The sequence below is a fragment of the Embleya hyalina genome (genome assembly GCF_003967355.1).
GTDB classification, from domain to species: domain Bacteria; phylum Actinomycetota; class Actinomycetes; order Streptomycetales; family Streptomycetaceae; genus Embleya; species Embleya hyalina.
The window spans coordinates 16,079-35,187 of the sequence record NZ_BIFH01000054.1 but is presented as its reverse complement, the minus strand read 5'-3'; the positions used below and the strand labels follow the sequence as shown (position 1 = coordinate 35,187).

15 protein-coding genes are annotated in these 19,109 nt (G+C 73.3%); 6 read left to right on the top strand and 9 right to left on the bottom strand.

All coding sequences use genetic code 11. From position 1 onward, the window contains the following. Positions 1 to 10: 10 nt before the first annotated feature. From EMA17_RS47530 to EMA17_RS47520, 3 genes are all read right to left on the bottom strand, one after another. Positions 11 to 673 carry a hypothetical protein gene (locus EMA17_RS47530; protein ID WP_126643459.1) on the bottom strand — a complete coding sequence of 221 codons (663 nt, stop codon included), beginning with the start codon at positions 671 to 673 and terminating at the stop codon, positions 11 to 13. A 96-nt stretch (positions 674 to 769) separates the two neighbouring features. Continuing rightward, a complete protein-coding gene (locus EMA17_RS47525; RefSeq protein ID WP_126643458.1) occupies positions 770 to 1,780 on the bottom strand; it encodes a phosphotransferase family protein in 1,011 nt (336 codons plus the stop codon). Positions 1,781 to 1,851: 71 nt separating this feature from the next. After that, positions 1,852 to 3,813: a copper-translocating P-type ATPase gene (locus tag EMA17_RS47520; protein ID WP_218043266.1), complete on the bottom strand. Its 1,962-nt coding sequence runs from the start codon at positions 3,811 to 3,813 to the stop codon at positions 1,852 to 1,854. A 366-nt stretch (positions 3,814 to 4,179) separates the two neighbouring features. Here EMA17_RS47520 and EMA17_RS47515 point away from each other — a divergent pair, with 366 nt between their 5' ends. After that, positions 4,180 to 6,942, top strand: coding sequence for a hypothetical protein (locus EMA17_RS47515; RefSeq protein WP_126643456.1), 2,763 nt, complete (start codon positions 4,180 to 4,182; stop codon positions 6,940 to 6,942). Between the two features lie 239 nt (positions 6,943 to 7,181). Here the strand turns inward: EMA17_RS47515 and EMA17_RS47510 are convergent, their stop codons facing one another. After that, complete coding sequence (locus tag EMA17_RS47510) at positions 7,182 to 7,610, bottom strand: DUF5709 domain-containing protein (protein WP_126643455.1); 429 nt, start codon at positions 7,608 to 7,610, stop codon at positions 7,182 to 7,184. A gap of 789 nt (positions 7,611 to 8,399) precedes the next feature. On the opposite strand from EMA17_RS47510, the gene EMA17_RS47505 reads away from it, so the two are divergent. From EMA17_RS47505 to EMA17_RS47490, 4 genes are all read left to right on the top strand, one after another. After that, on the top strand, positions 8,400 to 8,678 hold the full coding sequence (locus tag EMA17_RS47505) for a hypothetical protein (RefSeq protein WP_126643454.1): 279 nt from the start codon (positions 8,400 to 8,402) through the stop codon (positions 8,676 to 8,678). An 89-nt stretch (positions 8,679 to 8,767) separates the two neighbouring features. After that, on the top strand, positions 8,768 to 9,430 hold the full coding sequence (locus EMA17_RS47500; RefSeq protein ID WP_126643453.1) for a nitroreductase family protein: 663 nt from the start codon (positions 8,768 to 8,770) through the stop codon (positions 9,428 to 9,430). Positions 9,431 to 9,565: 135 nt separating this feature from the next. Next, positions 9,566 to 10,093 carry an Ntn hydrolase family protein gene (locus EMA17_RS47495; RefSeq protein WP_126643452.1) on the top strand — a complete coding sequence of 176 codons (528 nt, stop codon included), beginning with the start codon at positions 9,566 to 9,568 and terminating at the stop codon, positions 10,091 to 10,093. Positions 10,094 to 10,167: 74 nt separating this feature from the next. Next, a complete protein-coding gene (locus EMA17_RS47490) occupies positions 10,168 to 10,398 on the top strand; it encodes a hypothetical protein (RefSeq protein ID WP_126643451.1) in 231 nt (76 codons plus the stop codon). Positions 10,399 to 10,658: 260 nt separating this feature from the next. Here the strand turns inward: EMA17_RS47490 and metK are convergent, their stop codons facing one another. Together metK and coaBC are read right to left on the bottom strand one after the other, a co-directional pair. Then, a complete protein-coding gene (metK, locus tag EMA17_RS47485) occupies positions 10,659 to 11,852 on the bottom strand; it encodes a methionine adenosyltransferase (protein ID WP_126643450.1) in 1,194 nt (397 codons plus the stop codon). 235 nt (positions 11,853 to 12,087) lie between these two features. Next, complete coding sequence (gene coaBC, locus EMA17_RS47480) at positions 12,088 to 13,296, bottom strand: bifunctional phosphopantothenoylcysteine decarboxylase/phosphopantothenate--cysteine ligase CoaBC (RefSeq protein ID WP_126643449.1); 1,209 nt, start codon at positions 13,294 to 13,296, stop codon at positions 12,088 to 12,090. 207 nt (positions 13,297 to 13,503) lie between these two features. Between coaBC and EMA17_RS47475 the strand changes: the two genes are divergently transcribed. Further along, positions 13,504 to 16,929, top strand: coding sequence for an SCO7613 C-terminal domain-containing membrane protein (locus tag EMA17_RS47475; RefSeq protein WP_126643448.1), 3,426 nt, complete (start codon positions 13,504 to 13,506; stop codon positions 16,927 to 16,929). Between the two features lie 18 nt (positions 16,930 to 16,947). On the opposite strand, the gene EMA17_RS47470 is transcribed toward EMA17_RS47475, so the two are convergent. From EMA17_RS47470 to gmk, 3 genes are all read right to left on the bottom strand, one after another. Continuing rightward, positions 16,948 to 18,006, bottom strand: coding sequence for a TIGR03617 family F420-dependent LLM class oxidoreductase (locus EMA17_RS47470; protein ID WP_126643447.1), 1,059 nt, complete (start codon positions 18,004 to 18,006; stop codon positions 16,948 to 16,950). Positions 18,007 to 18,173: 167 nt separating this feature from the next. Continuing rightward, positions 18,174 to 18,437 (bottom strand): DNA-directed RNA polymerase subunit omega, encoded by a 264-nt coding sequence (gene rpoZ / locus EMA17_RS47465; RefSeq protein ID WP_020551792.1) that lies wholly within the window; start codon positions 18,435 to 18,437, stop codon positions 18,174 to 18,176. A gap of 91 nt (positions 18,438 to 18,528) precedes the next feature. Continuing rightward, the gene (gene gmk, locus EMA17_RS47460) at positions 18,529 to 19,086 is read right to left on the bottom strand and encodes a guanylate kinase (RefSeq protein ID WP_078979083.1); all 558 of its coding nucleotides are present in this window, start codon (positions 19,084 to 19,086) and stop codon (positions 18,529 to 18,531) included. Positions 19,087 to 19,109 lie beyond the last annotated feature (23 nt).

The window sequence follows — 19,109 nt, the reverse complement described above, 5'->3', positions numbered from 1 at the left end:
CGCCCGCGGCTCAATCGCCCCGGGTGTGCGAGTTCAGCGGAGTCGGGTGGGCGTGATGCAGCGCGGCCAGGCCGTACAGGACCCGTACGTCCGGCCAGTCGACCTCGACCCGGTACCGGTTCTCGAAGTCGTCGTCGAAGAAACGGAACACATCCGCTCCGCCGCGCGTCCACCGGGTCTTGATCGGCATCCGGGGAAACTCGCCGCCGAACAGGATGGCCGCCGCCATCACCGCCCACACCGGTGAGAACAACCACCACCAGCACCAGCCGACGACCTCGCCCTTGACCGCGTACAGCGCTCCCCCGTCCGGCAGTTCGACATGCCACGAGGTCCGCCGCGGGGGCAGCACGCTCCCGCGGCGTCGGCCGACCCGCCCCAACGGCTCGCCCGCCGGGCCGAGGATGCGGTAGACGGCCCCGGTGTCGTCGGCCGACTCGGTCTCGACCGTGATCGCGGCCGACTCGCGCCCGGGGTCGGCCCACAACGTCAGGTGCCGCCAGTCCTTGTGCCGCCGGCCCCCGTCCGGCCGGGTGTCGTCGATGTACAGCAGGTCCTCGAAGGTGTCGTGCCGACCGGGATCCCGCCGCGTCCCCAGCGCCGGGCCCCGCCAGGCGTCGTCCGGCGGCTTGCGCAGCGCCACCGAACCGTGCCGTCCCCGTATCCCGAACACGGCTCCTCGCGCGACACCGACCGCAGACCTCATCCACTCCCCCGAAAAGCCCCGGCGACCCGCGCCGACTCCATGGCGACAGACGGATGGTACGGCCTACGGAATCGTTCGCTCCGGCCGGAGCCGGTGGTCGAACCGTTCGAGCAGCAGGGCGAGATACTCCTCCAGCCGGGCACCCGACAGGTCGGATGTCAGGTCCGCCCGACCCGCCTCCCGCCACGGCACCGCCACCTTCTCCGCGTCCGGGGCGAACGCGAGCGCGTCGAGCAGCCGCCAGTACAGGTGGTCCGCCGGATCGTCGGCGAGCCGACCGCCGGCCGCGACGTAGGCGGTGGGGAAGGACATCCCGACGGCGGGCCCGTGCAGCAGGGCCAGCGCGGTCGAGCAGTGCGCCACGTCCAGATCGGCCGGTCCCCATGAGGTCTCGACCCAGTCGACCACGCCGGAGATCCGCACGTCGGCGCCGTGCCCGACGAACAGCACATTGCCCGGATGGAAGTCGCGGTGCAGGAAACATCCCCGGTACGCGGGCGGTTCCCGCCGGATCAGCTCCACCGCCCGACGCCAGACCTCGGCCCGGCCGGTCGGGGCCGGCACGCCCACCCGCTCCGGCGCGGTCCAGGCCTGATAGTCCCGGGGCCGGGTGTCCTCGGTGACCGGCATCGCGTGGATGGCCACCAACTGCCGGGCGAGCAGCCCGATCCGCACCGCCACGCCGTCCTCGCCCAGCCGAATCCCGCCCGGGAGCAGCGACATCAGCAGGGACGGATGGTCGCAGTACGCGCCGCGCGCGTCCACCGCCAACAGGCGTGCCGCCGGGACGTCCACCCCGGTGTCGCCGTCGGCGAGCAGCGCGAGGATCGCCGCCTCCCGAGCCAACAGCTGCTCGGCGTGCGGGAGATAGAACGGTTTCACGAACGACCGCAGTACCAGGGCCCGTTCCCCGTCGTCGCCGACCACCCGCAGCCGCCGCATCACCGACGACCACCCACCGATCAACCGCTCGGCCGCCACGACCCGCTCGCCGGCCGGCAACACCCGCTCGACCCACGCCCGCGTCGCCCGCCACTGCGCCGCGTCGCCGCCGCCATCGCCATCGCCGATCACGCCAAAAGCCTAGCGTCGTGATCCCGAGCCGATCCTCCGACCGGAACGGCCACGCCCCACGGGCCGTGGACTCACTCCTCCAACGCCTCCGGGCGCAGATCCAACCGGCGCAACAACTGGGCGTTGAGGGCGACCACGACCGTGGACAGACTCATCAGGATTGCCCCGACCTCCATCGGCAGCACCACGCCCGCCCGGGCCAGCACGCCGGCGGCGAGCGGGACGGTGACGATGTTGTAGCCGGCCGCCCAGACCAGGTTCTGCCGCATCTTGCGGTAGACGGCGGTGGACAATCGGCGTACGCCGAGCACCGCGCGGGGGTCGTCGGAGGCCAGCACCACGCCCGCCGACCGCACCGCGACGTCGGTGCCCGCACCGATCGCGATGCCGACGTCGGCCCGGGCCAGCGCCGGGGCGTCGTTGACACCGTCGCCGACCATGGCCACCCGCAGGCCCCGGGACTGGAGTTCGGCCACCTTGGCGTCCTTGTCGCCGGGCAGCACCTCGGCGAAGACCTCGTCCACCGCGAGATCCCGGCCCACCCACGCGGCCACCTGGCGCGCGTCCCCGGTGAGCATCCCCACCCGCACCCCGGCCGCATGCAACTCCCGTACCGCGTCCAGGGATTCGGGCCTGATCTCGTCCTCCAGGGCCAACGCCCCGACGACCTCGTCGTCCGCCGACACGTACAACACCGCCGCGCCGCGCCCGACCCACTCGTCGGTGGTCGCCGTCACCTCGTCGGGCACGCGAACGCCCGTCTCCCGCAGCAGTGCCGGCCCGCCGACCCGCACCCGGACCCCGTCCACGTCCGCCTCGACCCCGCGCCCGGTCATCGACCGGAACCCGCTCGCGGCTTTCGGCCGTTCGTATTCCTCGGCGGCCCGTACGATCGCCCGGGCGAGCGGATGTTCGCTGTCCCGTTCGGCGGCGCCGGCGAGCGGCAGCACCTTCGATTCGTGCCATCCGGGCGCCGCGACGACGCCGGTCACCGCCGGCGCGCCACGCGTGAGGGTGCCGGTCTTGTCGAACAGCACCACGTCGACGTCGCGCATTCGCTCCAGCGCGATCCGGTCCTTGATCAGGATGCCCTGCCGCGCCGAGAGTTCGGTGGAGATCGCGATCACCAGCGGGATGGCCAGGCCGAGCGCGTGCGGACAGGCGATCACCAGGACGGTGACCGTGCGCTCGATCGCCGTTCCGCCCTCGCCGAGCAACGACCAGGCGAGCAGGGTCAGTACGGCCGCCCCCGCCGCGTAGTAGAACAGCAGTGCCGCCGCCCGATCGGCCAACGCCTGGGCGCGGGACCGGGATTGTTGCGCCTCGGCGACCATGCGCCGGATCCCGGCCAGTTGGGTGCCCTCACCGATCGCGGTCACGGTGACCCGTACCGCGCTGTCCATCGCCACCGTGCCCGCGACCACGGCGTCCCGCGTCCCGCGCGACACCGGACGGGACTCGCCGGTGATCATCGACTCGTCGAACTCGGCGGCGCCCTCGGCGATCGTCCCGTCCGCCGGTACGCGCCCGCCGGAACGTACGAGCACGGTGTCGCCGATCTCCAGCTCGACCGCCGGGACACGCTCGAACTCCCCATCCGGGCCCAGCCGTTCCGCTTCGTCGGGGAGCAGTGCGGCCAGCGCGTCCAGGGCTCCGGAAGCGGCGCCGAGGGCCCGCATCTCCAGCCAGTGGCCGAGCAGCATGATGTCGACCAGCAGGACCAGTTCCCACCAGAAGTCCAGGTCGTGCGAGGCGATCTCCAAGGTGGAGGCCCAGGACGCACCGAACGCGACGGTGATCGCCATCGCGATCAGGGTCATCATCCCCGGCTGCCGCGCGGCCAGTTCGTCACGGGCACCGGCAAGGAACGGCCATCCGCCGTAACCGAACACGACGGAGCCGAGCAGCGGCGGAATCCAGGAGGATCCGGCGAACGAGGGCTCGTGGTAGCCGAGTACGTCCGCGAGCATCGGGCTCAACACGAGCACCGGAAGGGAAAGCAGCAGACTCAGCAGAAACTTCCGCCGAAACATCTCGGCGTGACCGGAGTGCCCCGCGTGGCCCGCTCGCCCATCGTGCCCTTCGTGCCCTTCGTGCCCGGCGTGCTCGGCGTGCCCGCCATCCACGCCGTGCCCCAACCGGCTTTCCCCGTCGGCGAGTTCCGCGTCGCTCGGATCCCCGTCTCGTCCCGCACGCTCGTCCCGGTCGATCCGCCCGCGCTCCATCTGTTCCCTTTCCTCGGCTCCTCGTCCGCCGCCCATCCGTCACATATACCACCCAGGGGTATATATGGCGCCGACCGACCCGCGCTGATTCCTTGTGATTCCGACAGAACCGTCCGCATCTCGAGCCCACGGCGGTATAACCAGAGACCAGCCCCTCTCCCCCGGGAGGCCAAAATGGTGCGTCAACCCCGGTCCCGCAGCGTCGACTGGTTGTGGTGGGCGACCTCGTCGGGTGAACTGCAGCCCTTCCTGGACCATCCGGACCACGATCAACAGGAGATAGCCCGGGAAAAGTCGGCGGTCGCCGTACAACTCGCCCGCCTCGGCGACCCACTCGTCGACTGTCTGGCGGCAATCGCCCCCGACGTCCTCGCCGACGCCCTGTGGCGGTTGCCGAACCCCACCCGTACCGACACCCTGCGTGCCCTGCGGGTGCCGCCCGCCCGGCGCCCCACCCCCGCGATCGCGGAACACGCTCTCAAGCGGCTGCGCAAGCAGACCGCGAGCGTACGCGGCTACACCGCCCAGGTCGTCACGCTGCCCGTGCTGCGGGTGTTGCTGCCCGCGACGCTCGACACCGACTCGGGCGCCCTGGACGGCGAGATCCTGGAGAGCCTGAAGACCTCGGGGTTCACCCCCGACCTGGTCCGGCTCACCGCGCTCGCCGACTGGGGCTTCAGCTGCCAGGCCGCCGCGCTGCTGCGTCTCGCCCTCACCGAGGCCGATCTCGCGCTGCCCGGTTGGCCCGCCGACGTGATCACCGACATCGTGGCCGCCTGCCGTCGGTTCGAGGACTTCTGCCGCAACCGTTTGTGCGGCGGCGAGGAACCCCCGTCCCCGCTGCGCTCGCTCGACGACGCGCTCGGCCGGGCCCGGGCCGCCGCCGACTCGATCACCGCCGCCGTCGCGGCCGGCCGGGCCCCGGAGGACGCCGACCTGACGATGCTCACACACGTGGGCCCGGCGGTGACCGAGGCCCGCGAGGCGGTCGGCGCACTGGTCGGCGCCGAGCCGGACACCCTGCCCGAGGATCGACCGGGCCTGGCCGCCACGATCACCGCGCACGAGGCCGCCGTACACGCGCGCGAACTCGCCGACGTGGACCGCTTCCGGCACCTGGCCGGCCCACCCGCGCACGAGCCGGCGATCAACGAACTCCGCGAGCTGGCCGCCGACCTGAGCGAGCGTCACGAGAACTGGACACCGGACGACCGACGCCGCGTGTGCGCCCTGGCCGACCTCGGCGCGCTGATCGACGCGATCGCGGCGGACCGGGACGACGGCGTGGACGAACTGGCCGAAACGGTCCGCCCCCACCTGCCCGACCCGACCATCGTCAACGCCGCGTTGCGCGGCCGGTTGTCCTGGCACCGGACATCGGCCCCCGCCCCGAACACCGAGGCCGAGACCACGACCGAGGCCGCGCCGTCGCACGCTCCCGAACCCCTGGCCGAGCCGGCCGCCGACACCGAAGAGCCGCCGGAAGCCCCGGCGGCGGCCGAAATCGCGTCGCCCGAAACGGAAGGCACCCGCGAGGACCGGGTCGAGCCGGTCGAGCGGGACGAGGACGAGAAGGCCACATCGGGCACCGACGCGAACGACACGACGGCACGGACCGAGCGGGCCGAGCGGGACGGACAGACCGAGCGGACCGGCCGACCGGGAGCCGCCGGCCGGAACGACCCCGCGGACCCACCACCCCCGACCGGCCCGGACCCCGAATCCGTCGCCCTGCTCGGCGAGTTGATCGGTCGCGGCGACTACGCCTCGGCGCACGCCCATGCCGTCGACGATCCGGAACGCCTCTCCGCGCTGCGTGCCCTCGCCCTCGCCGACGGCGCGCGTTCGGACACGGGCGCGCTCGCGATGTCGCTACGCGACGAACTCGACGAGATGGCGATGCGCTCGCCCGGCCACGACCGCGCGACCCAGCTGCTGACCGTGGCCGCCGCCGCCCGCGCCGCCGTGTTGTGTGGGCACAGCACGTACGGCCTGCTCCAGGAGGCCGCCGCCGGCCTGAGCGACCTGCCCGCCGTGGCCACCCTGGCCCGACACATCGCCACCGGCTCCGCCCAGGGCCTGCTCGGCGGCTCGCGCAACCTCGGCGCCCTGGCCGCCCTGGCCGAGGCCGAGGAGGGCGCCGCGACCTGCGCCGCCGACGCCGCCGAGGCCCTGCTGCATCCGCGCCACCTGCGCTTCCCGCGCGCGACCTCGATCGCCCAGCTGTGGTGGCGTCCCGAGGACGGCCTGCTCGGTCGCATGTTGCGGCTCGCGGGCGGCAACGACCGGCGCGATCTGGAGGAGGTCGCCGAGACGTTGCGCCGGCTCACCAAGCATCACGAGCTGGAGAACCGGCTGTCCGCGATCGACGAGGAGTTCCGCAACGGCAAGGGCCATCGCCTGGAGGGCCCGGCCCGCCGACGACTGCTGGAATACGCCCGCGAGTCGCTGGGCACGGTCGGCCGCTGGGTGGACGCGATGCGACGGGTGGTGGAGACCGAGGCGGAGGCCGAGTCCTGGATCGCCGGACCGCTCACCGACCTGCGTCACACCCTGATCGCCGACCGCCCCGAGGCCGAACGCGAACTCGCCGACCTCGCCGCGCACACCGGCGACCCGGTCGCCGCCGGCGCCGCCCGAGCCGCCGCCGCCAGCCTGGCCGCGACCCTGGACCTGCTCGACGGGCGTCCGCTCACCGGCCCCGAACCCGCCCCCGCGTCGATCCTGGGCACCCCTCCGGAGCCCACCCCGGCCGCGGACCACCCCACCGAGCCACCACCCGCGTCCGCGGCCCTCGCCCGAACAACCTTCGACCCCGGACTCGACGAAACCCCACCCACGGCCCTGACCGCGGCGCGAATCCCACCCCGCCCCACCGACCCCCCACCACCCGACCCGACCGCCGCGACCCGCCTACTCCCCCCGGACGCCCACTGACCCACGGGGACGCCCGGGCCGACCACCACACCGAGCAGCACCCGAACCCGAGTCCACACCACGCGATCCCGAGCCCGCGCCACACCGAGCACGCGCGTCCGGGCCCACGCCTCCATCAGGCGCATCCACCCTGGGCCCACACCACACCCGCACCATCCGCGCGCCGCTCCACCATCGGCCCCGGGGGTCCCGCCCACCCGCGGCCCATCGACCGGCTTCCCGCGTGCCCGCCGGCGGCCCTACGGGACCTCTTCCTCCGGGATGATGTGCATCGCCGCCTCCTCGGCCCCGGCCGCGCCGCCGTCGATGCCGACATCGTGGGCGATCGCCTCCGATTCGGTGTCCTCGTGCACGCCCTCGTCCGTCGCGACCAGCCGGCCCGCCCTGGGATCGGGGCCGCCCTCCCACTCGTCCGAGACCGCGTCGTCGTCGGCGACGTCCGGCTCCTCCTCGGCCAGCAACTGGTCGAGCGATTCGCCGCGTCGGGACTCCTCCGGCGTATTGCCGTACCGCTCCGCCGCCGACCAGCGGTCGGGCGGCACGATCCCGGTGTCGAGCGGGTCGTACGACAGGTCGTCGGTGGACAGCGTGTCCTCGGGGCCGAGGACGCCGTCGTCGCCGGGAGTGTCCGGGGAATCCTCGACCGGGTCCCACGTGTCGTCGCTCATGGCCTGCCACCTTCCCTGATGTGCTCGTGCCCGCGTGCCCGGGACACAACCCTGTCCCCGGCGATCCGAGAGACGGTGCCCAGTGCCCGCCGGTTCATTCGGGGCGGTCCGGCGACGCCCCCACCTGGCAGCATGTGCCCGTGCCGACGAGCCGGGTACGCATCGCGGCCGCCCTGGGCTGCCTGCTCCTGTCCGCGACCGGCCGCGACACCGGCGGCGGGACCGGATCCGCGCCCGCGTCCGGTCCCGGGGCCACCGGGAATGCCCGCGATCCGGAGCCCACACGAGTCGCCGACGTCCGGCCCGATCCGCCGGTGACCGTCGACCGCGCGGACCGGATCTCCACCCCGACCGCACCACCCGCCGGCCACACCGTGCTCCTGGGCGACGTCGCCCCGGAGACCGGCCGCCGGCGCGATCCGCGTCCCGAACTGCGCCGACGGCACGGACGAGCCGACCTGGTTCGCCTTCGCCAGCGGTTTCCGCGTCGACCGCCCCGGCTGCGTCACCCTGATCGTGCGCTCGCGCGGTCTCCGGACCAGGGCCCATGTCCCGGTCGGCGCCGACTGCCGAGCCCAACCCGCCCGACCGGTTGGAGACGGGCCGCGAATCCATGGCTCGCGACCCACCCGGGCGCTCGTTCCAACGAAGTAGGCGGCTTCACCCGTCTCATGCCTGAGGCTGATTTTTCCTGACGGATTTGGACGATCTTTGACCGCCGGCGCAGGGTGGTCCAGGGGGTCAGGGATGGAAGGCCCGGTCCTGCACGGCCGGGGAGGGAGCGACACGATGCACGAGACGGCGAACGGGATGCACGAGGCGCAGACACGCGAGACGAACCGCGACGATTGGCGGACCCTGCACACCGGGACCCGGGAGTCGGCGGCCCGAGCGCTGCGCGCCGACCTGCTGCACGCGGGCATCACCGAGGCCGACCTGTCCCGACGGGTGACCGAGGCCTGGGCGGGCTCCGTGGTGACCGTCGCGAGCACCGGCCGGCAGTTCCGCGTCACCCGCACCGTCGCCGCCACGCCGACCGTCTCGCTGAGCGATCACGGACCGGCCTGACCGGGCGGGGCCACCCGAACCCGAGACGATCCGAGACGATCCGAGACGGGGCTTCCACCGCACCCCCCTGCCGTGCTGTGCTGTGCGCCATGGTCGATGAACCCACATACCCCACGGTTCCGCACCGGCACCGAGGCGTCCCCGCTCACGAGGCGGAAGCCCGCAGCCGTGCCTTCCACGACGTGATGGCCGAGCGTCGAACCGTCCGCGACTTCTCGTCCCGACCGATCCCGGACAACGTGATCGAATGGGCGATCCGTACCGCCGGCACCGCGCCCAGCGGCGCGAACGTCCAGCCCTGGCGCTTCGTCGTGCTCACCGATCCCGAGCGCAAGCGTCGGCTGCGCGAGGCCGCCGAGCAGGAGGAGCGCGAGTTCTACGCACATCGCGCGTCCGAGGAGTGGTTGGCGGCGCTCGCCCCGATCGGCACCGACTGGCACAAGCCGTTCCTGGAGGACGCGCCGGCGGTGATCGTGGTGTTCGAGGTGCACAAGGGACCCGACTCCCCGCGCCCTTACTACACGAAGGAGTCGGTCGGCATCGCCGTCGGCCTGCTGCTCGCCTCGCTGCACCAGGCCGGGCTGGCCACGCTGACCCATACGCCGAGCCCGATGCGCTTCCTCAACGAGGTGTGCGACCGCCCGCCGGAGGAGCGCGCCGCGGTGGTCGTCCCGGTCGGCTACCCGGCCGAGGACGCCCGAGTCCCCGACATCCACCGCAAGCCGCTGGACCAGGTCCTGGTCCGCCTCTGACCGCCGGCGCGATCGGGTCCCAACCATCCCCGGGAGCCCTCGGCGCGAGCCGAACACCTGCGCCGAGGGCCGCCCCTCTGCGATCCTGAACCGGCACGTTCGGGTCCGGATCAGCCGTACGAACGGGGGGCGTTGATGAGTGTCGTGGCCGGGAAGATCATCGACGAATCGATCGTCGTGGCCGCCGACTCCCAGGTGACCTGGGGTCAGGCCAAGACCGAGGGCACCAAGCTGTACAAGATCGGCGAGAACCTGATCTTCGGCGGCGCCGGGCTGCTGCGCGACATCAATCTGATGCGCCTGTTCCTGGACACGCACACTCCGGCGTCCGCCGAGGAGCGCGACGTCCTGGAGTTCTACGCCGAGTTCGTCGAGTGGGGCAAGCGCAAGCTCTCCAGCTTCGAGCCCAAGTCGGAGTTCCTGTTCGCCTTCGACGGCAAGCTCTTCGAGACCGGCAGCGATTTCGACGTCTTCTACTACGACTACGGCGCAATCGGCTCGGGGTGGGAGTACGCCCGAGCCGCGCTGCATCTGGGCCACACGCCCACGCAGGCGGTCGGCGTCGCGTGCGACCTGACCATCTTCTGCATGCCGCCGGTGACGGAGTTCCGCATACCGCGCCATCCGCAACAATCCACCGGCCGGGAGCACGAGGCCATCTGAGGACGATCTTCCGTGGGGTCCGCCGCAATCCGGAGCTAACCCTGTGTTTACGTGGACTCTCGTAAGCTCTTGCCATGTCCGAACAGCCCATTCCGGCGGACCTGATCGACCTGCAACGCGCCCGTGACGCCGCCTACGAGGCGATCGCCCGATCCGCGGGGCAGGTGTCCGAACACGAGCTCGCCCGTCTGTGGGCCGCGGCCCACGACGCGGTCGCGGCCCTGCACGCCCATCCGGCGATGATCACCAACGCCGACCGCACCCACCTGATGACCCGCCTGCGCCGCGCCGCCCAGGCCGCCTGACCCACCGGGTCGGGCCTCGGCGCGAGCGCACGGCGGTCCTCGTCCGCCGACAGCCCCCGCCCGGGTCGACCGCTCGGCGAACCCGGCAAGCACCGGCCTGCTCAACGCGGGCCGCTCCCGGTGTACGCGGCGGCGCTCGTCGGCGCGTCCCTCCTGTCGCGCCCGCCCACCGCCGCCGACCGCACGAACGCCGCCGGCCGCGACGCCGACCCCCGGAAGGGTCGGTGTCGCGGCCGGCGGCGTGTGCGAAAACCTCGGGCTCAGAGACCCGCGGCGGCCTTGAGCGCGTCCACGCGGTCGGTCCGCTCCCAGGTGAAGTCCGGGAGGTCGCGGCCGAAGTGGCCGTAGGCCGCGGTCTGGGCGTAGATCGGGCGGAGCAGGTCCAGGTCGCGGATGATCGCGGCCGGGCGCAGGTCGAACACCGTGCCGACGGCGGCCTGAATGGTCTCCACCGGCACCGCCTCGGTGCCGAAGGTCTCCACGAACAGGCCGACCGGTGCGGCCTTGCCGATCGCGTACGCGACCTGCACCTCGCAGCGGCGCGCCAGCCCGGCGGCCACCACGTTCTTGGCCACCCAGCGCATCGCGTACGCGGCGGAACGGTCCACCTTCGACGGGTCCTTGCCGGAGAACGCGCCGCCGCCGTGGCGGGCCATGCCGCCGTAGGTGTCGATGATGATCTTGCGGCCGGTCAGGCCCGCGTCACCCATCGGGCCACCGATCTCGAACCGGCCCGTCGGGTTGACCAGGAGCCGGTAGCCCTCGGTCTCGATGCCCAGGCCGGTCAGCTCCGGCTCGACCACGTATTCGCGGATGTCCGGCGCCAGCAGCGAGTCCAGGTCGATGTCGGCCGCGTGCTGCGAGGAGACCACGACCGTGTCCAGGCGGATCGGACGGTCGCCCTCGTACTCGATGGTGACCTGGGTCTTGCCGTCGGGGCGCAGGTAGGGGATGGTCCCGTTCTTCCGCACCTCGGCCAGGCGCTTGGCCAGCCGGTGGGCGAGCGTGATCGGCAGCGGCATCAGCTCGGGCGTGTCGTCGCACGCGTAGCCGAACATCAGGCCCTGGTCGCCCGCACCCTGGCGGTCCAGCTCGTCCTCGTCGCCGTCGACCCGGTTCTCGTAGGCCGTGTCGACGCCTTGGGCGATGTCGGCCGACTGCGCGCCGATGGACACCGAGACACCACAGGAGGCGCCGTCGAAGCCCTTCTTCGAGCTGTCGTAGCCGATCTCCAGAACGCGCTCGCGCACGATCGTGGGGATGTCGGCGTAGCCCTGGGTCGTGACCTCTCCGGCCACATGCACCTGACCGGTGGTGATCAGCGTCTCGACGGCGACCCGACTCTTGGGGTCTTCCTTGAGGAGAGCGTCCAGGATGGAATCGCTGATCTGGTCGGCGATCTTGTCCGGGTGACCTTCGGTCACGGACTCAGAGGTGAACAGGCGGCGGGACACATCGCTCCCTGGGGTTGCAGCGGCTGCTGGCTCTGACAAGTGGGCCCGACCATCCCGACGAGTCCGCACCGGAACGGCACGGACGGGAAGGAACGGACGGGTCCACCGAAATGCTGGGGTCGAGTTTATCCCCCCGACACCCGCGAGCGGGCGGGGTGCCCCCCGAGAAGATGGGCGTGGCGTTGCTCACTTTGTGTCAAATTGCAGCCATCAAGCGTAGGGATCAACCGACGAATCAGCTGAAACGGGACACCACGAGATCCCAGACGACGTCCGCCAAGTCCTCCTTCGGGCCGTGCGGAACGGGTGTCTCCGTACCGTCCGCGGCCAGGACGACCGCCTCGTTGACATCCGTACCGAAGGTCAACTCCTCGCCCACCCGGTTGACCACGAGCAGATCGCAACCCTTGCGCGCGAGCTTGGCGCGCCCGTTGGCGAGTACGTCGTCGGTCTCCGCGGCGAAGCCGACCACCACCTGGCCGGACCGGGCCCGGTCCCGGGAGATCTCGGCGAGGATGTCTGGATTCTTCACCAGCGCGATCGGCTCCGGCTCCGCGTCGGTCTTCTTGATCTTGCCGCCCACACGGTTCGCCGGGCGGAAGTCGGCGACGGCCGCGGCCATCACCACGCAGTCGGCGTCCTCGGCCGCCTTGACCACGGCCTCGCGCAGATCCACGGCGGTGCCCACGTGCACCACGTCGGCGCCCGCCGGGTCCGGCAGGCCGGTGTTGGCCTCGATCAGGGTGACCCGCGCGCCGCGGGCGATCGCGGTGCGGGCCAGCGCGTACCCCTGCTTGCCGGAGGAGCGGTTGCCGAGGAAGCGGACCGGGTCCAGCGGTTCGCGGGTGCCGCCGGCGCTGACCACCACGTGCCGCCCGACCAGGTCGGGCGCGGTGACGCCGCGGGCCAGGGCGCGCCGGACCACCTGGAAGATCTGTTCCGGGTCGGGCAGCCGGCCCTTGCCGGTGTCCCTGCCGGTCAACCGGCCCACCGCGGGCTCGATCACGATCGCCCCGCGCCGGCGCAGCGTCGCGACGTTGTCGACGGTGGCCGGGTGCTCCCACATCTCGGTGTGCATCGCGGGCGCGAACACCACCGGACATCGCGCGGTGAGCAGCGTGTTGGTGAGCAGGTCGTCGGCCAGCCCGTGGGCGGCCTTGGCGAGCAGGTCGGCGGTGGCGGGCGCGACCACGACGACGTCGGCGCTCTGGCCGATCCGTACGTGCGGGACCTCGTGCACCGCGTCCCAGACCCCGGTGGCCACCGGCTGCCCGGACAGCGCCGACCAGGTGGCCGCGCCGACGAAGTGCAGCGCGGACTCGGTCGGCACGACCCGGACCTCGTGGCCCGACTCGGTCAACCGGCGCAGGAGCTCGCACGCCTTGTAGGCGGCGATGCCGCCGGCGACGCCGAGGACGACGCGGGGTCGGGGTCCGCTACTCATCGCTGCTCCTGCTCCTCCGACGCGGCCGGCCCGGGTGCGACCGGCACCGCGAGCCTACGTCACGGCCCGGGACGGCCCGATCTCGCCTCGCGCGGGCCGGTGTTGCGGCCGAAACGCCGGGCGGGATCTGAGTACGAGTGCGGATGTCCCGCCGGGAATCCGCTGTCAGCATCGGTGGCCACGAACCCATCGGGGGAGACGACGTCGATGCTGAACGAACAGGTCCTGGACGACCCGACACGGTGTCCCGGCTGCGCGTCGCACCTGGACGAGCCGCGCACCGAGCGCTGCCGGCAGTGCGCGATCCTGCTCACCGGACCGGCCGCCGACCACCTGTGGCGGATCAGCGTGTCGGCCGCACGACTCCTGCGCCAACGCGAGGGCCTGCTGACCCGGATGCGCGCGGAGGCACGACGGCCGGCGGACACGTCGGCGCCGTCGAGGTCGACACCGGCGGGCGCGCCGACGGCCTTCGCGCCGACCCCGGCGCTCCCGGCCCCGCGCACTCCGACGCCCGCCCCGGCGCCCGCGTCGCCCGCCGCCGCCCCGGCACCCGCGCCCACGCCCTTCGGCCGGGTCCGGGAGAGTGCCGAGGTCGGGCGTCGTCGGGTCGCCCGGATCGTGCTGGGCTCCGGTGTGCTGCTCGTGGTGCTGGCCGCGCTGGTGTTCGTGGCGGTCACCTGGAACCACACCGGGACGGCGGGCCGCGCGCTGGTGATGGCGCTGGCACTGGTCCTGGCCGCCGCCGGCACCGGGCTCGCCGAACAGCGCGAACTGCCCGCCACCGCCGAGGCGATGGCCGCGCTGACGGTGGCGATGGGACTGCTCGACGGGTACGCGGCGTGGACCGCCGACCTCGCGGGTCTGCGCGGCGGGGACGCGCTGCTCGTCTCGGCCGGCACCCTGCTCGCGGTCGGCGGCGCGGCGGCGCTCGGCTCGCTGGTCGCGCCGCTGCGGGCGTTGCGGATCTCCGCCGCGCTGCTGTTGCAGGGGCCGCTGCCGCTGGTGATCGCCTGGTTCGGGGTGGGACGCGGGTCGCTGCTGCCCCTGGCGCTCGGGCTCGGGGCGCAGGCCGCGGTCGATGTCGCGCTGCTGCGCCGGACCTTCTCCGACGCCGCGCGCGGGTTGCGGATCGTGGCGGAGGTCGGGGTGCTGTGCTACTGGCTGGCCGCGGTCGGGCTGACCCTGGCCGAGGGTCCCGGCGGGGCGCCGGCGGGCACCATGCTGGCACTGGCCGCGCTCGCTGGCGGGATCGCGTACGTGCTGCGCGAGGCGCCCGTGGTGCGGCACCTGGCGTCGGGGAGCGCGATGGCGGGCGCATTGGCGGCGGCCGTGCTGCTGCTCGCGTCGCTGCCGGGGCGGGACGAGTCGGGCGGGTCGGACACCCCGGTCGCGTGGGTGGGCGTGGTGCTGCTCGCGGTGGTCCTGGTCGCGATGGCGCCGCTGTTCGCGGTGCCGCGCGAGTTTCGGGCCGGGCCGCTCGCGGTGCTCGTGCCGCTCACCGTGGTGCCGGCGTTCTGGGTGATCGCGGCGCCGCTGGTGGCCCTGTTCGGCCCGCTGTCCTGGCTCGGCCGGCCCTGGACCCTGTACCCGGTCGACGCGCACGCCCGGGACGCGCTCCTGTCCGGCGCGGCCGGCTGGAACTTCGGCGCGGCCCCGCTCGCGCTGCTGCCCCTGGCGGCGTCGACCGCCTTCACCGCGTCGACCCTCCTGCGTGGCCGGCCCGGTCCGACCGCGACCCGCGTGATCGGCGCGATCGCGGTCGGGGCGCTGCTCGCCGTCGTGCCGCCGGCGCTGGACCTGCCGCTGTGGGCGGCACTCGGCTGGCACACGGCGGCCGCGATCGGGTGGGCCTGCTCGGGGCGTGTGCTGCCGTGGTCGCCGCTCCTCGCCCTGGGCCACGGCGTGCTCGCCCTCGTGTGGGCGACCGCGTACTGGCAGACGTCGATCGTGGTCTGGGCCGTGGGCGCCGCCGGCCTCACGCTGGTCGCCGTCCTGTCACCGGGACGCCTCGCGACCGGGCCGAACGCGGCACCGGCGCCGGCGGATTCCACGCCGACGAGCAACGCGAACAACTCGGATGAACCATCCCAAGCAGGGGTCGACTTCGACAAACGACCACAGGCAGATCCATATGTCGCGCCCGCCGGCGCCCGGACCTCCCCCGACCCCGGCCCCGCCCTCGTCCCGCGTGTCCCCCCGCGCCCGCTCGTCCGTCCGCTCGCGGCCGGATCCGCGCTCGCCCTCGCCCTGTCCGACGTGGCGATGGCGACCCAGCACGCGGGCGCCCGGACCACGCTGATCGCGCTCGCCCCCGCACTGCTCGGCGCCCTGGTCACGCTGATCGCGGTGGCGCTGCGGCCCACCGCGCGGACCACCCGGGCGCTGACCCTGGTCGGCGGCGTCGGCTGGGCCGTCGGCGGCCTGGTCGCGGCCCGCGCCCCGGGCCCGTTGGCCGGCACGCTCGCGGCGGGCCTGGCGGCGTGCCTGGTGGGCGCGCTCCGCGACCGGCCGCCGGCGCGGCCCGCGTGGGCCGCGGTCGCCGCGCTGTGCTGGGTCGGCGCGAGCGCGGCCGGCGCGGCCGCCTTCGGCGCGGAGCGAACCGTCGTCGCACTCGCCGCCGTGCTCGCCGCCGCCCTGCTGTTCCCGCTCGCCGCCGTGCTCGCCGGCCCCCTCGCCTGCCCGTCCCCGATCGTCCTCGCCGTCGAGGCCGCGGCGGGCACGACCCTGCTCGTCGCGCTCCCGACGGGCGCGCCGACCTCGCCCGTCGCGTTGGCCGTCGCGACGGCGGCGACCCTGTGCGGCGCGCGGTTCGGCCACCCGGCGCTGCGGCGCGCCTGGCCGCCCGCCGCCGTCGTACTCTTCACCGCGACGGTGCCGGCCACGCTGTACCGGCTCAACGCGTCGAACACCGCGACCGTCCTGGCCGCGGCCGGCACGGCGATGCTCCTGTACCTCGCCGGCGCCCGCCTGCCCCGCCTCGGCCCGGCCGTCCCGATCGCCGCCGCCGCGGCCGGGTGCGCCGCCGGCGCCGCGACCCTGTTCGCGGCCCCCGAGCAGATCTGGCTCGTCCTGGCCGGGGCCGGCCTCACCGCGTCGACCACCCCGGCCGGGCCGCTGCGCCCGCCGGCCCGAATCGCCGCGGTGCCGCTGCTGTTCGTCGCCTACTGGGTCCGGCTCGCCCTGTTCGACGTGCCCCACCCGGAGGCGTACACCGTGCCGCTCGGCCTCGCCCTGCTGGTCGAGGGGTCGCGCCGGCGGCGGGCGAACCCGGACACCGGGTCGTGGGCGGCCTACGGTGCTCCGCTGGTGGTGTTGCTGCTGCCGTCGTTGCCGCTCGCGGTGGGCCGGGGCGAGCCGCTCCGGCCGAGCCTGCTCGGGATCGCCGCGATCGGCACACTCCTGGTCGGCGCCCGATTCCGGCTCCGGGCGCCGCTGTCCCTGGGCGCGGCGGTGCTCGCGATCATCGGCCCGGTGCACCTGGTGCCGCGGCTGGCGCCGGTGTACGACGCGGTGCCGCGCTGGGCGATCCTCGGCACGGCGGGGTTGGTGCTGATCGTGGTCGGCGCGGGCTACGAGCGCCGGGTCCGTGACCTCAAGCGGCTGCGCCGCGCGGTGGGTCGGCTGCGGTAGGACCGGCTCCGGCGCGGCTCAGGTCCGGGCCCGCAGTTCGTCCAGGACCTCCGCCACACACGCCGGGTCCGCCCGGTAGGGCAGATAGAAGCCCAGTCGATCGGCGACCCCGTGGGCGCGCGAGGCCAGTTCGGCCGCGACGTCCTTGGGTTCGCCGATCGCCACCACCCGGCTCAGCAGCGTGTCGTCGATCGCGTGCGGGATGTCCGACCAGCGGCCGGCCCGGATCAGCGCGTGCAGTTCGACCTGGAGCGCCCCGTATCCCTCGACGTCGAGCACCGGCCGATAGGCGGGCGTGGAGGCGTAGAACGCGACCATCGCCCGCGCGCCCTTGATCGCGGCGCGCATCTCCTCCTCGGTGCGCCCGGCGGCGACGATCACGTCGAGCATCACCGAGAACCGCTCGCGGGTGCGCTGCGACAGCACCAGGCCGTCGTGCACCGCGTCCGTGAGCGGGCCGCGCACGAACAGGTCGGTGTTGAGCGGGTGCACGAGCAGCCCGTCGGCGTGCTCGGCGACCGTGGTGACCATGCGCCGACCCACCCCGCCCGCGAGCAGCGGCGGCAGTCCGTACGGGTTCGGCCCGGGGCGCAGCGTCGGCGGCATCAGGGTCAGGTCGAAGAACTCGCCGTGGAAGTCCAACGGCGTCTCCCGCTGCCAGCAGGTGAGCACCGCCCGCACCGCGCGCAGCGTCTCGGCCATCCGGGCCGCCGGGCGAGACCACTTGGCGCCGTAGCGGCGTTCGATGTGCGCCTTGATCTGGGTGCCCAGGCCGAGCCGGAAGCGGCCGTGCGAGGCCAGGTGCAGGTCGTACGCGGTGTGCGCGAGGTGGGTCGGGCTGCGCGGGAAGGCCACCGCGATGTTGGTCATGATGTCCACGCCCGCCGCGGCGGCGGGCACCAGGGGCAGGAAGACGTCGTTGGGGCCCTCGAAGGTGAAGACCCCGTCGAAGCCGGCCTCGCGCAACTCCCGGGCCCGATCGCCGGCGCGGGCCAGAGGTGCGTCCAGGAGGGTGTCCACCGCCAACCGCCGCGGACTCGGTTTCGGCGTCGACGCGCCGCTCTCGATCGGGTCCACCCTCGTCCCCCACCCTCCGAATCGGTCGATACCGCGCCGGCGCACGTCGCCGGCCGCCGGATCGGGCGTCGCGCGTGTCGGGCCCCAACCACCCGCGCATGTGTCCGAACGCACCGAGGGCCCGACGGTTTCCCGTCGAGCCCTCGGCGATGCGTCGCGTGACGCGCTCAGCCCTCGATGGGCTCGGCGGTCAGCATGCCCGAGTTGATCTCGCGAAGCGCGATCGACAGCGGCTTCTCGTGCACGTGCGTGTCGACGAGCGGACCCACGTATTCCAGCAGGCCCTCGCCGAGCTGCGAGTAGTAGGCGTTGATCTGCCGAGCACGCTTCGCCGCGTAGATGACGAGGCTGTACTTGGAGTCGGTCGCCTCCAGAAGCTCGTCGATGGGCGGGTTGATGATGCCCTCGGGTGCGGTGGAAGAAGCTGACAAGGCAGGGGCCCTTCGAAAAGCTGTGAAAGCTGTGGGTGAAAGTCGGGCTGCCTGGTGCCGTCTGGCGACTACTGCCGGGCAGCCCGAACGATCAAGATACGTTCATCAAGGCTAGCAGTTCGCGTACGACGTCTTCGACGGACGTGTTGACCAGTGTCATGTCGAATTCGGATTCCGCGGCCAGCTCGACCTTCGCGGCGGCCAGGCGCCGCTCGATGACCTCGGGGGATTCGGTCCCCCGGCCCACCAGACGGCGGACCAGTTCGTCCCACGAGGGCGGGGCGAGGAACACCAGGCGTGCCTCGGGCATCGCCTGCCGCACCTGCCGGGCGCCCTGCAGGTCGATTTCCAGCAGGGTCGGAACATCGGCGTCAAGCCGTTCGAGCACGGGCTGTCGCGGGGTTCCATAACGGTTCCCGGCGAATTCGGCCCATTCGAGCAATTCATCCGAGGCGACCAGTTTGTCGAACTGATCGCCGTCGGTGAAGTGGTACTCCACACCGTCGGTTTCCCCGGGACGGGGTCTACGTGTGGTCGCGGACACAGACAGCCAAACCTCGGGGTGACGGCGGCGCAGGTCGGCGACCACCGTGCTCTTGCCGACCCCGGAGGGGCCGGAGAGCACGATGAGTCGACGGGTGCCGTGCACGGTACGGGGATCGTTGCCGGCGC

Excerpts from the sequence above, each read along its gene's own strand:
- EMA17_RS47520 (WP_218043266.1), bottom strand. The coding sequence starts at position 3,813 with ATGTTTCGGCGGAAGTTTCTGCTGAGTCTGCTGCTTTCCCTTCCGGTG.
- EMA17_RS47515 (WP_126643456.1), top strand. The coding sequence starts at position 4,180 with ATGGTGCGTCAACCCCGGTCCCGCAGCGTCGACTGGTTGTGGTGGGCG.
- EMA17_RS47510 (WP_126643455.1), bottom strand. The coding sequence starts at position 7,610 with ATGAGCGACGACACGTGGGACCCGGTCGAGGATTCCCCGGACACTCCC.
- EMA17_RS47505 (WP_126643454.1), top strand. The coding sequence starts at position 8,400 with ATGCACGAGACGGCGAACGGGATGCACGAGGCGCAGACACGCGAGACG.
- EMA17_RS47500 (WP_126643453.1), top strand. The coding sequence starts at position 8,768 with ATGGTCGATGAACCCACATACCCCACGGTTCCGCACCGGCACCGAGGC.
- EMA17_RS47495 (WP_126643452.1), top strand. The coding sequence starts at position 9,566 with ATGAGTGTCGTGGCCGGGAAGATCATCGACGAATCGATCGTCGTGGCC.
- EMA17_RS47490 (WP_126643451.1), top strand. The coding sequence starts at position 10,168 with ATGTCCGAACAGCCCATTCCGGCGGACCTGATCGACCTGCAACGCGCC.
- coaBC (WP_126643449.1), bottom strand. The coding sequence starts at position 13,296 with ATGAGTAGCGGACCCCGACCCCGCGTCGTCCTCGGCGTCGCCGGCGGC.
- EMA17_RS47475 (WP_126643448.1), top strand. The coding sequence starts at position 13,504 with ATGCTGAACGAACAGGTCCTGGACGACCCGACACGGTGTCCCGGCTGC.